Consider the following 13,189-nt stretch of genomic DNA (forward strand, 5'->3'; position numbering starts at 1 on the left):
TCTACAAATCCGAATTTATCATTCAGATTCTTCCTCCTTTCCATTGCTCAACAAAGCCTTTAACTCTGCCAAATTCTTATCAATTTCTCTATTTAAAGCTTCAATATCAGCTAAAATCTCACTTGTTGGTGGATATTCTACCTTTTCATAGACAACTTCTTTATATTTGTTGATAGATAGATCATAATCGTTATCAATAATCTCTTGCTTATCAACCAAGAAGCTTTGTTCAGTACGCTTTCTATCTACTTCTTTATCTAAATTCTTGAATCTTTCTAAAATATCTGGAATATCATTTTCTTTGACTGGAGAACGTTTATCATCTAACGAGAATCCATCGGCTTTCATATCATAGAACCAAACTTTATCAGTTCCACCATGACCGGTCTTTGTGAAAATTAAAATTCCAGTTGATACACCAGCATATGGTTTAAATACACCTGAAGGCATTGAGATAACTGCTTCAAGACGATTGTCGTCAACGATTGCTTGTCGAATCGCTTTATGTGCTTTACTTGAACCAAACAAAACTCCGTCCGGAACAATACATGCACATCTTCCACCGACTTTTAACATACGAATAAACAATGCTAAGAATAATAATTCAGTTTTCTTAGTTTTCGCAATCTTTAATAAGTCTGTTGAAACAGAATCGTAATCTAAAGACCCTTTAAATGGTGGATTGGCTAAAATCATAGAATATTTATTGTTATCTATATTTTGATCTGATAAACTATCACGATATTCAATATTCGGTGCTTCGACACCATGCGTCATCATATTCATTGCTCCAATACGAAGCATAGTTCTATCCATATCAAAACCATTAAACATATGATTCATAAAATGATCACGATTCTGTTTATTCATCAAAATGTCATTTCTATATTTTTCCATTAAATAATCACTCGCAACAACTAAGAATCCACTTGTACCACATGCCGGATCACAAATTAATTCTTGAGGTGTTGGATTCATTAATTCAACCATCATACGAATAATATGACGAGGCGTTCTGAATTGTCCATTACGTCCTGCTGAAGCAATCTTAGACAATAAGTATTCATATACATCACCACGAATATCCATACTTGTAGTTTTATCCATTAAGCTATAAATCTCATCCAAAGAATCGATGACCTTAGATAATACTAATGCTGTTGGAATTTTAAAAATTGCATCATCCATATATTTAGAATATGCACTATCCTTATCACTATGTAAATTCTTTATAAACGGAAAAACCCATTCCTGCATAATTTCATACTGTTTATTTGCAGGATAGTCATGGAACGTAGACCATTTCAGTTGATTTCCATCAATACTACGTTCCCCAATTTTTACTTCATCCGCAAATATACTTGCATACGGAATCCCTAGCATATTGGACTCTTTTGCTTTTTTATTGTCTGCAACATCCAAATCACGAATAAACATTAAATAGGTTATTTGCTCAATAACCTCTAATGGGTTCGTTAATCCACCTGCTGCAAAAACATCCCAAAGCGCATCAATTTTATTTTTAATTTCACCTGTAACCATAACTCTCTCCTACTTAATCAATTCCACTACATCATCAAATGAACAATCCAAACAATCACAAATACGAATCAACGTATCCATAGATACAGTTTCCTGTTTTGATAGCTTTGCAAGTGTAGCTGGTGTTAACTTAGCCTCTTTAGCCAAATCTGTTTTTTTCATGCCTTTATCAATCAATAATTTAAATAACTTATTATAACTTATTTGCATAAAATAACCCTCGCTTTGTTTATATTATACGTGAAACGCTTACAGTATTAAATAAAAAATATTCACTTTTATGAATAATTTGTCAACAAAAGTTAAGCTTGAAGTCAATATAAGATTTTAATGATATAACTATTTCATTGTATAACCAAAGACAAAAAGAACTAGAAACTGAAATATCTAGTTCTTCTTATGAATGTCATTAAAATAATTATTCACTATATCATCTAACTGCTTACTTAATTCATTGAATGATTTATTTAAATCCAATGTCTTTACCGATATTTGATTACCATGCATTTGATACGTTTGATCAGGTTGTATTTCCTCATTCGTTCTTGCATACAATAACATACCTGCAACTCTATGCTTTTCATCCTTGAATGTATATTCTTTATTTTTCACATAAGTAAATATTTGATACAAATTATTTGAATGAATCGTATTTTTATTAAATTGTAATTGTGTTGTATGACTATAATACTTGGCATCTATAATTAATACATCATTTTCTTTTTGTAGATGAATATCTGACTGCATGACTGGAAGCATTTTAGTAAAATCATCATCTACTGCCCAAGGAATTTGAGAAGCTGATACATTTAAATTTGGATAATGCTTTCTATAGTATTCTAAGATGAACTTTTCATACAATCTACACATGTGTTGTTCATCAATAAATGTAGCTAGTTTATATTCACCAGACTCAGTAGTCATCAACATTCCATCAATAATCAGCCTACAAATATGTATCAACATATAATAGGTTTGATTATTTCTATGGAAACGAACGCTTGACCAACGAATTTGTTTTGGATCAATTAAATCCACATTTGAAAAATACAACAATTCCTTTTTTAAAGACTGTTTATATTCCCTTTTTACCTTACCACTTCTAAGCAACAATGTTGCCGTTGATTTAATAATTTGATTCAATAAAACATTCTCACTTAATTCATCATATTCACAAGTTAAAACCTGCCTATGCATAGAAACATTTCTCATACTTTGTTGAATATCAATCTTTCCACGAAGCACTTTTAAATCATCTTTTTGATCAATATATTCCCTATACAAACCTTGTTTTAATTGCGAGGCAATCCCCTTAGAAAGAATCATCGCAAATAAATCATAGATTTCTTCAAAAGATTCAACCGATATATTTCTATAACTATCCTGCCTTAAACTTTGGAAAGCATAAGACAACATATAATAAATGTTATGAATGAAAATATTCTTATCTAGCATCATTCAAATACTCCATGAAGATCATTTTTCCAACGCTCTACTTTACTAGGCTCATCAAACCAATATTCGTTTAACATTGGAAGAATATCAAAATCGACAATATCCAATAAAATTTCATTCGTACAAGTATCTAAATTACAGAAATAGCTATGACCAATACAGAAACCACTACCCAAAGAATCATCCTTAAGAATTTCGTCATTCAAATCTTTAACTCTATCAATTAATTTATCAAATACAGGACTATTCAATTTCTGTTGATACTTCTTGAATCCATCCGTATCAAAACCTGGTTCCATAGTAAAGAAACTAAAACGTCTTCTTAACGCATAATCAATCAAAGCTAAACTTCGATCTGCCGTATTCATCATGCCAATAATATGAAGGTTTTGTGGTACTGAAAAATCCAATCCATTATATGCCAACTTAATTTTATTATCACGATAATCCGGCTCAATCAACATTAATAATTCCCCAAAAATCTTACTCATATTACCACGATTGATTTCATCAATAATGAAGAAATAATCCTTATCTGGATGATTTGAAGCCTTTTGACAAAATTGATAGAAAATACCATACTTCATTTCAAAACCATTCTCACAAGGCTTATATCCAAGCATAAAATCTTCATACGAATAATTCTGATGAAATTGAACAAATTCAATACGATCATCATTCTTTTCTTCCATGATAGAATAAGCCAATCGCTTCGCTGCAAACGTCTTACCAACACCAGGAGGACCTTGCAAAATAATATTCTTTTTCTTCTTTAAAACCGAGACAAAACGATCATATTTAGCATCTGTCACAAACACGTCATTCAAGAAATCTTTTTTTGTATATTTGTTTATAATCTTATTTGTCTGAACTGGATTCTCTTCACGAATCAAATCAAGAATTTGTTCATATTCATTCTTAGTCAATTTAAACAAACTACCCTGAGAACAAACAAAGAATTCCATATTTCCTAATCCAGGACATGCTTTTAACAGGGCAAAATCAATAGGTGAAGATAAAGACTCTACCTTTTTAAAATAAATTCTTTCTTCATCCTGCTCTTTAGTTACCTCTAAAATTGCAACCACTTGTTTAATTGGAGTCGATTCATAACCAATAATTTTATCTCCAACTTTCGCATCCAAAAAGTTTTGAAACACACGACGCTTATTCCCATTGTCGTTATATAAAGTATAGCTTTGTTCTTTACCAACAGGCATACTCGACATACTCCAAATCTTTGAATTTGCACTTAAAAACCAATAACGACAATTAGACTCTTCCTCGACCTTCAATAAATCATTCATATCCACATTAAAGTATGGCTTTAAGATATAGTCTACAAATAAATTCAATTCTTTGTCTGGCACACCAATACATGTAGTATTACTATTAGGCGTCCACCATTTTTTTACATCTTTATAAGGACTCTTATCCAAAGATTCTTTAATCACACGATAAGGACGTTCAATCCAATCTTGTTTAACTGTACTATCAAATACATCATCTGATACTATTTGACCTAATAAGCAGATACTATTTCCTCTGCACAAATAGAAATAGTCTCCTTTTTTCATTACATTTTTAAAAGCATCTCCTTGAGACATCTTTGTCGTACCAACCGAATTGGTATTTTTGTTCATACAAATCACTTTTCTTGCTAAATAGTCATTAAACTGAGTATCAGAGACACTATCAGCACCATGACTAATTTTCCAAAAATGTGAATGAACACATTCATTTGAAGAATACACATCTGTTTCCTCTTTAACATATAGAGTTGTTTTTTCTTTTTCAATCTTAGCAGCTTTTTGTCTTTGATTTACAAAATAACCAAAATCAATTGCCAATGTCTTACATTTAGGATCATCATAACAATCATCTTCTAGTTTACTTTGCATAATTTGTTTTAGTTCTTCATCCCTAGACAATTCCAAACATATTTCATCATACAAGCCCATTAGATTTTGAATATTATTTTTATAATCACCAGCCTTGAAAATATAATTAGTATTTAATTCATTTGCCAATGACTTTGCCTCTTCAAATTTATAAATATAATACTTGTCCGGATAGCGTAACCATAAATATGTTGTCAGTGTATTTTCTGTTTGGAAATCACTCTTACCAGAATCCCAATATTTATTGACTAATTGTTTAGATTGAGCTTTAAAAGAAACCATTCGACCATATAAATCTTTACTTTCATCAAACAAATCCATAAACATTTGTCTAACAGTTTCTGATTCTTTCTGTGCAAATTCTTCTATCATTTTTCTAGGAAAATAATGTGATGAAGCCAATAAATTAAATGTTTTATACAAAGAATTCTTTAACATTGTACAAAAATCAGTAGATTCAATATCCCAACGATCTTGAAACCCCTTGATAGCTTGCCACTTAAATTTTTCATCATCCCATCGATTCCCTTTTAACTCACTTTTATATTCTTCAAGTAATTCTTGAAATCTATTATTATCAATCATAATTTTGTACTCCTTATATCAAAATCCATTAATGCCTCATGATACTCTTCTACATCATTATAGTCACAAGGATTAATGTTTGTGTGTTCATTATTTGGATCATACTTGTTTTTCCAAGCTTTTCTTAAATTGATTTGATGCTTATACTGAATTAAATTGTCATAATTTGAAGCATCAATTTTAGAATACATACCTTCTGAATCACATTCTTTGATCCAATTCAATCTATCATTATATTCAACTAAATAATCATCAATGGTAGTGAATTTATCAAAGTTAAAACCATTAAATTGATGCTTGGAATCATATGTCTCTTGCCAATCAAGTATTAGTGCATTTCTGTAATCTTCTTCAGTATCATAATCATCTACATCAATTTTTGTTTTAAAGCTTGGATCATACTTATCTTGCCAACAAGATCTTAATGCATCCAAATACTCTTCTTCACAATCATAATCACTAGGATCTAATTTATATACATTATCCTTGTCATATTTATTCATCCTATTCTTTTTATTTTCAATTGCGTTTGAATAATCATCCTCATTTGAATAATCATTTGGATCTATCGAACTAAACTCATTAAAATAATCATACTTACGCTTCCATAATTGTCGTAATGCATCTACATACTCATCTTCATCATCAAATTGACTTGGATCTATATTATATTCATTATTCGAATCATGTTCATCCTTCCATTCTCTACACTCATCTATTCGATCCTTATACTCATTTACATCATCAATCAATTCTAAATCAATATATTCAAACTCATCATAAGGATCCAATTCCTTTTTCCAAGCCCGCTTTAAAGCCTTAATATAATACTCTTTATACTCAAAATCACATGGATTCACTTCAAATTCACAATCACAATCCCATTCATCACGCCACTCTAATCTTGTTCTATATACATCTACATCATAGGCATAATCATCATAATTCGAATAATTTGATACATTCACATAGTCTTCAAACTCACATTCAGGATCTTCATATTCTTGCCACTTCTCTTTAAGCGCAGCCAAATATTCTTTACAACTCGAATAATCATATTGATTCACATGAAACTCATTCTTAGGATTATACTTCTCAGCCCAACCATCCTGACGCAACATTTTACCAATCGCAAACCCTAATATTCTTCTAACCATATACCTAATTCCTTTTTTCAATTATACACCAAAAAAGCCGCCATATTATAGGCGACTCAGTTATCATCTTCACTTTTTCAAATTTCTAGAATATGACTATTTCAACAACTCCATAATTTCATCTTCACTCTTCGACAATGACTTAGAAATAAGCTCTAAACTCATCCCATTTGCAAGCATCGCTTTAATCCCTTGTTTCATTACTTGGTTCATCTGCTCAATTTGTCTATTTGCATCTTCTACTTTCTTATCAGCTTCTTCCACTTGTTTTCGAACGTCTTCTTGTGCTTTTCGAACATCTTCTTGTGCTTTTCGAACATCTTCTTGCTCTTTTCGAACGTCTTCTTGCTCTTTTCGAACGTCTTCTTGCTCTTTTCGAACGTCTTCTTGTGCTTTTCGAACCTTTTCTTTTGCTTTTTGAAGCTCTTCAAGTTCAAGCTGTAGTTCGATTCGTTCTTCATTTTCATGCAGTTTTTGAAAATCTTCTATTATTTTTTTCCAACGATCATCCGATATAGTTTCTACACGTTTCTCTAACATCTGAATCACCTCATCACTTTCTATCATCATCTTAATCTTACTATCTTCCATTCCTTTATGGCAATTCAAAAAGTAATAAATCATTTTTTCCTGTTCATTCATGACTTCAAGCGGCTTATTTAAATCTACTTTTGGCATTTCAATTGTACGTAACTTCATACGATCTTCTTTTTCTTCTTTCACAAAAGGTAAGTCACCATCACATTTGTACCTGAATGTATTACATATATTATCATTTTCAAAAATATTCACATTGAAGAAAATCATGACAATGGTTTCCTTTAGTTGACTGTAGCTTTTCCCCTCCATATCTTGTGAGCCATGAAGTCTAGCCGAATAATAAGGAAAGCGATTCATTAAATTATCTTTTGTTTGTCTTAACTGCATTTCTAAATCTACCATCGTTTGATCATCAAATTCAACTAATAGATCCAAACGTGGACTTTTCATTTTACTATAGTCTTTTACCATTTCTGAATTCTTTACAACAACTTTATTGACCTTCCTTTCTAAAAACACCGTAAGTAATGATTTTAAGGCATCATTAGCCTCTTTACAATCTTCGCCAAACACATACTTAAAGGCGAAATCATTTAATAAATTTGCACTCCTCATGAGCACCTCTTTCTAGTAGGCATTTCATTTAAATCATTCATCTAAAATATTTGAATGTGTATTCGTATATTTACTTGTAGTTTGAACACTTTTTGTAACAATGATTCGTTAGATAAATGAACTATTATCACTCACATGTCAAAGACAAAAAAAATTATACCTTCATTTTTAACATCAAAGCAGGATTTAACGATCGAATCAACTAAGTGTATTAAACACCAAATGTCAGATTGCCTACATACTCTTATACGAAAAAAAAAACACTTTTTCGAAAAAAATTTAACTTTTTGCATAAAAAAACTAGAATCCATAGACTCTAGCTTTTCTGTTTATTCAAAATATCCATTAATACCACAAACAAATCTTCAATATTAATTGGTTTTGCGATATGACCATCCATACCAACATCTATCGCTTTTTTCTTGTCTTCCTCAAACGCATTGGCCGTTATTGCCACAATAGGTATGCATGCTTTTTCCTTATCTTGTAAGTTTCTAATTTCACACGTAGCTTTATATCCATCCATTTTAGGCATTTGAATATCCATTAAAATGACATCATATGTACCAACCGGATTTTCTATAACCTTATTCACACACTCAATACCATTCTTTACACGATCTACAAAAAGTCCTGCACGCTCTAATATGGTTTGTGCAATCTCGGCATTTAAATCATTATCCTCAGCCAAAAGAATATGTTTACCATTAAAAATTGCATTATCAACTTCACAATTCTCTTCTTGTTTATCCAAATAATATTTTTCATCCGCCATTTTATATTTCAACGTGACAATAAACGTACTCCCCTTACCAAGAACACTCTTCACATCAATCGTACCACCAAGAAGATCCACATATTTCTTAACAATGGCCATACCAAGACCTGTACCACTAATTTTACTGGATGTCATTCTTTCCCTTGAAAAAGATTCAAAAATCTTCTCCAAATACTCCTGACTCATACCAATACCCGTATCCATAATGCTTGTACGAACAATCATATATCCAGGCTCATCACATGAAAGCTCATCCACATTCACTTCAACAGAACCATTTGAAGGCGTATACTTAAGGGCATTACTTAAAATATTCACAAAAATTTCTTCAACCTTAGTCACATCGGCCATGACATGTTTATGCTCCACATTAAAAGTGTACCTCACATGAATATTCTTTTTCTTCGCCTCATCCTCAAACATATCAATCAATCTTTGTCTTATATCCTCAATATTCGCATAGTTTTCATCCAATTCCATATGACCACTTTCTATGCGAGCCATATCTAAAACGTTATTAATAATTGATAGTAGAATATTCCCCGCCTTTTGAAGTTTATTTAAATGCTCGAAAACCTTAGGCAAATCATTATCCTTCAACTCATTCTTCATAAGTTCAGAATAGCCCAAAATCGCATTCATAGGCGTACGAATATCATGCGATACATTATGAAGAAACTGTGTCTTAGCTAAGCTTGCATCCTCAGCACTCTTTAATGCAACCTTAGCACTCGCCTCTGCTCGTCTTGCCTTTTGTAAAAGTAGAAGAATTACAATAATAATACTAAAGCCTAGAACAAGAACAACAACCAAATGATCTTTTAAAAAACTGTAAAAAGTCGTTTTATAAGCCGTACTATCATACATCGCAATTGCACTTGTCAGCATATCCGAAGGCATAGCCTTTATCGTCTTATTCAATATGGATAATAGTGTTGCCTGCCCATCTTTAACCGCAAAACAAGCCTCCATTGTCTTAGTCAAAGGAATAATTTTAAAATTCTTTTTACCATCAAAACTCAACGCCTGACTCGATCCCATGATAAAACAATCTACTTTACCATTATCAACCATATTCGCCCCATCCTCAATCGAATCACAATCCACGAGTTTCCAATGCGGATAGTTATACGCAATATGTTGTTTTAAAGCTACTTTGTTTTTCGGTACAGCTACAACATATGAATCGTTCTCATTAAAATCTTCCTTATTTGTAACGGCAATCAAATTATACGTCCAAGCCGTATTCGAAAGTGCATATCCCTTCTTTTCGGCAACATTTGAATTTCGACTCGCATAATATATCACATCAATCTCATTATTCTGTAAAGCCTCAATCATTTTGTCATAATCATCAAAAGCCTCTATATCAAATTTTAAAGTATGATTACCCAAACAATCTTTGGCATACGAAATATATTCAGAAAGTGTACCACGAATCTCTCCACTCTTTTTGTCCATAGAAAACACAACAGGATCATTATCTAAAAAGCCAATTCGAATACCACCATGCTCTTTGATATATGACTTTTCAACACCTGTTAAAAATTGCGTATAATCCAAAGTAAAATACTTCTTATACAAATCCGCCTTGAAAAAAGGACTATCACTATCCAATTGACGCATCGCATAATCCAATTCTTGTTTAATATCACTACGCTCCTTATTAATCACAAAATATATATCAGACTCTCCAATTGTTGTTACACTAGAAATCCCTCTTTCAGACCAAATTGACTCTTCTAAAGACACGAAACAATCAATCTCATTATTCGCTAGTTTCTTTTTTACATCCTCATTACCACTTACATTCACATGCTCAGTATGAATACCATACTTATTCTCCCAATTTGTAAGCATATATTCAGAATTTGTACCTTTAAGCACACCTATACGCTTTCCATCCAAAGACTTAAAATCCGAAGACACAATATCCATATCCGATAAATTCGCATACAAAACATACTTTTCTTCACCCATCGTTTCCTCAGAATAAAGCATTTCTTTAGCACGATCATCCGTATATGCAATATCACCCATGATATCAATCTCACCATTTTCAAGCTTTTCAAAACAGTTTGACCAATCACACTTTACATACTCAAATTTCCAACCCGTATACCCAGCCAAAGCCTGCATTAATTCATAACCATAACCACGCCTTACACCATGTTCATCCACATAATTAAATGTATCTTCAAAAGATCCAACACGAATCGTTTTCTGCGTCTCATCCGCCAAACAAGGCATGCACATAGATAAAACCACAAAAATGATTGTGCATAACGCAGCTAACCTTTTCCCTTTTTTAAACATATTATTTCTCCATATCCATTTGTTAATAGTATATTTTATTTCACAAGATTCAGTCAATAAAACGAAATTATTTTTTAATAAAATCTAACCAATTTACACAATTCATAAAAAAAGAGGAAGAGACACGCTGGTTCTTCCCCGCCTGTAGGCTTCGCAAGTTTCTACAGAACGATCACTTAATCAAGTTTACGTTATCTCAAATATTGAGTCAATACATTTAATCTACATTATCTACGAATCTGTCTGGAATCAATTCATTACCTTCATATTTAAACACATATTGTTTGTTTAAATCTTTATTCTTTAATGAAAACCACACTTCACTATCCGACTGTTGTGTTATTGAATCCACATAATATGCTTCATCCTCAATTTGATCATTTGCACTTTCAATCAATTCCTCATCTGAATAAGGAATAGATGTTTGAACTTCCTTTGTTTCTCTTAATTCTGGTTGTGCTTGTGTACAACCAGTTAGTAACATTATTAATATTAGCCCTAATTTTTTCATACAATTCTATACGTATTCTCCTTCGTATTGATTTCAATTGTAACGCTGTTACTAAAAGTGGCCTGTTGAATATGATCATTGATGATTTTATGTTCCACCATCTCTTCATTTTTAATTCTTTGATAGAAATCTAGAACAACATTTGCACGTTTAATTCGATCTTCTATGGATAAGCCATCCGAACCAAAATTACCATCCACATTATCATACGGTGCATTTCTTACGACATATGGAATACCACCATTCAATAAGGCATACAACATGTAGTCTTCTTGTCTTTTTTCCATTGGCCAAGGCAAAATGAAACAATCATGATATACAAGATTAAATAAAGGTACTGCTATTCCCATTCTTTTCACATTTTCATCTTTCATCATAAACTCATAAGGCCCATAATGAGAAAATACAAGTTCTCGCATAGCCCAATCACTACACTCTTCACTCGAAGGTATGATTCCTTTTGAAATCATGTATTGAAAACAAGCTCTTCTATATTCCATACACTCTTTTCGACTCATCAAATGTTCTGGATTAAAACACTCATCCATTTCATTACAAGAGAAAACGTCTAAGTATACACAATCTAAATCAATATGTTTTAAAATTTCAGTGTAATTTCTTTTCACATACTTAGGTGCTAGACTTGCACACAAATAGTTTTGTCTACCACCAGCCCAATTCGCATGTTCAGACACACTACCATCCTCTAATTGAATGGCTTCATTTTCATTATGTGTTTTAGCCGTATAGTAATAATCACGATACTGATCATGTAAGCCAAATAAATCATTTTGAGAACTTAAACTATCCTGTAAATTCTTTAAACCAGCCCATCCACCAGCTTCAATACATGCCGGCAAATAATCCGGGTGGCAATTATCGTAGCCAGGATCTCCCCAGCCATCCAAATGAAGATAGAGTTTAGAAGAACCCAAACTATGAAGCTTTTGAATCATTTCCTTTACCGAATCAAAAGAATGAATCACATCCACTTGTCCATTATAAAATCTAGAATCCTTTTCCGTATGTGCCTTAATACCCGTATGTACAACAGCACACTGTTGAAGATCTGATATTTTAGGAAGTGTGACTTCTTTTTCTTTTAAAGACTTAAATAAACCTGTTTCTTTAACATACTCTCGATAAATCTTAGCAGCACGATTATAATCCATATTACTTTCAAAAGAATATCGAACAACACGCTTATATCGCATCTTACCTAAACTTGTTAACCATACAAATTGAAGTCGAGTTCCCTTGTCATCATGATCAATTGTATATTTAGAATCCCAAGGCGTTTCATTGATTGCGATATACCCTTTTCCATTATTGGTTTGACTAAGCCAAGGCATATAGGCCGCACAACTAGTAAACTGACCATCAAAGGCAATATGACTATAATCATACTCATAACGATTGGGAATCAATAATCCTTGCATATAAGGAATCGTTGAATAGCCATTCTTATCTTCACACACAAAACTATCGGGAAAATGTACCTCTTTAATATTCTCATCCATTTTGGGAATCCACTCAAAATAATAATGATTTGTACTATCTTCTTTCCAAATATATGTATCAAAATATTTATAAGTGGTATAAATACCCTTACCTAAGCCTGTCACTCTTTTTTCTGATTTGATGAAATCATCACTAAAATATATCTTTTGATTCTCTTTTGTCACATAAAACGAATCCTGATTTCGAATCCAATTTTCCATACGCAAATACCTCTTGTCTTAGTCATTATACCATACATGATATGTTAGAATAGTATAAGAAAGTTGGT

At 32.0% G+C, this 13,189-nt stretch carries 9 protein-coding genes; all 9 read right to left on the reverse strand.

All coding sequences use genetic code 11. The features are described from left to right. Window positions 1-18: 18 nt before the first annotated feature. The gene (locus Q0E86_RS08355) at window positions 19-1,542 is read right to left on the reverse strand and encodes an N-6 DNA methylase (protein WP_295756120.1); all 1,524 of its coding nucleotides are present in this window, start codon (window positions 1,540-1,542) and stop codon (window positions 19-21) included. 9 nt (window positions 1,543-1,551) lie between these two features. Further along, on the reverse strand, window positions 1,552-1,752 hold the full coding sequence (locus Q0E86_RS08360) for a helix-turn-helix transcriptional regulator (protein ID WP_003865138.1): 201 nt from the start codon (window positions 1,750-1,752) through the stop codon (window positions 1,552-1,554). 177 nt (window positions 1,753-1,929) lie between these two features. After that, window positions 1,930-3,000 carry a 5-methylcytosine-specific restriction endonuclease system specificity protein McrC gene (gene mcrC / locus Q0E86_RS08365; protein WP_295756124.1) on the reverse strand — a complete coding sequence of 357 codons (1,071 nt, stop codon included), beginning with the start codon at window positions 2,998-3,000 and terminating at the stop codon, window positions 1,930-1,932. After that, window positions 2,997-5,483, reverse strand: a complete 2,487-nt coding sequence (locus tag Q0E86_RS08370; protein ID WP_295756127.1) for an AAA family ATPase — start codon at window positions 5,481-5,483, stop codon at window positions 2,997-2,999. The genes mcrC and Q0E86_RS08370 overlap by 4 nt, the downstream gene beginning before the upstream one ends. After that, window positions 5,480-6,640: a hypothetical protein gene (locus Q0E86_RS08375; protein ID WP_295756129.1), complete on the reverse strand. Its 1,161-nt coding sequence runs from the start codon at window positions 6,638-6,640 to the stop codon at window positions 5,480-5,482. The genes Q0E86_RS08370 and Q0E86_RS08375 overlap by 4 nt, the downstream gene beginning before the upstream one ends. A gap of 96 nt (window positions 6,641-6,736) precedes the next feature. Then, window positions 6,737-7,795, reverse strand: a complete 1,059-nt coding sequence (locus Q0E86_RS08380) for a PD-(D/E)XK nuclease family transposase (protein ID WP_295756131.1) — start codon at window positions 7,793-7,795, stop codon at window positions 6,737-6,739. A 316-nt stretch (window positions 7,796-8,111) separates the two neighbouring features. Then, a complete protein-coding gene (locus Q0E86_RS08385) occupies window positions 8,112-10,889 on the reverse strand; it encodes a transporter substrate-binding domain-containing protein (protein ID WP_295756135.1) in 2,778 nt (925 codons plus the stop codon). A 217-nt stretch (window positions 10,890-11,106) separates the two neighbouring features. Continuing rightward, window positions 11,107-11,400 (reverse strand): hypothetical protein, encoded by a 294-nt coding sequence (locus tag Q0E86_RS08390; protein WP_288520470.1) that lies wholly within the window; start codon window positions 11,398-11,400, stop codon window positions 11,107-11,109. Beyond that, window positions 11,397-13,121, reverse strand: a complete 1,725-nt coding sequence (locus Q0E86_RS08395) for a DUF5696 domain-containing protein (RefSeq protein WP_295756139.1) — start codon at window positions 13,119-13,121, stop codon at window positions 11,397-11,399. Before Q0E86_RS08395 ends, Q0E86_RS08390 begins: the two co-directional genes overlap by 4 nt. Window positions 13,122-13,189 lie beyond the last annotated feature (68 nt).

The organism is uncultured Holdemanella sp., assembly GCF_934754935.1.
Taxonomy (GTDB): domain Bacteria; phylum Bacillota_I; class Bacilli_A; order Erysipelotrichales; family Erysipelotrichaceae; genus Holdemanella.

What these genes read in the sequence shown, in the direction of transcription:
- Q0E86_RS08355 (WP_295756120.1), bottom strand. Translation starts at nt 1,542, where the DNA reads ATGGTTACAGGTGAAATTAAAAATAAAATTGATGCGCTTTGGGATGTT.
- Q0E86_RS08360 (WP_003865138.1), bottom strand. Translation starts at nt 1,752, where the DNA reads ATGCAAATAAGTTATAATAAGTTATTTAAATTATTGATTGATAAAGGC.
- mcrC (WP_295756124.1), bottom strand. Translation starts at nt 3,000, where the DNA reads ATGATGCTAGATAAGAATATTTTCATTCATAACATTTATTATATGTTG.
- Q0E86_RS08370 (WP_295756127.1), bottom strand. Translation starts at nt 5,483, where the DNA reads ATGATTGATAATAATAGATTTCAAGAATTACTTGAAGAATATAAAAGT.
- Q0E86_RS08375 (WP_295756129.1), bottom strand. Translation starts at nt 6,640, where the DNA reads ATGGTTAGAAGAATATTAGGGTTTGCGATTGGTAAAATGTTGCGTCAG.
- Q0E86_RS08380 (WP_295756131.1), bottom strand. Translation starts at nt 7,795, where the DNA reads ATGAGGAGTGCAAATTTATTAAATGATTTCGCCTTTAAGTATGTGTTT.
- Q0E86_RS08385 (WP_295756135.1), bottom strand. Translation starts at nt 10,889, where the DNA reads ATGTTTAAAAAAGGGAAAAGGTTAGCTGCGTTATGCACAATCATTTTT.
- Q0E86_RS08390 (WP_288520470.1), bottom strand. Translation starts at nt 11,400, where the DNA reads ATGAAAAAATTAGGGCTAATATTAATAATGTTACTAACTGGTTGTACA.
- Q0E86_RS08395 (WP_295756139.1), bottom strand. Translation starts at nt 13,121, where the DNA reads ATGGAAAATTGGATTCGAAATCAGGATTCGTTTTATGTGACAAAAGAG.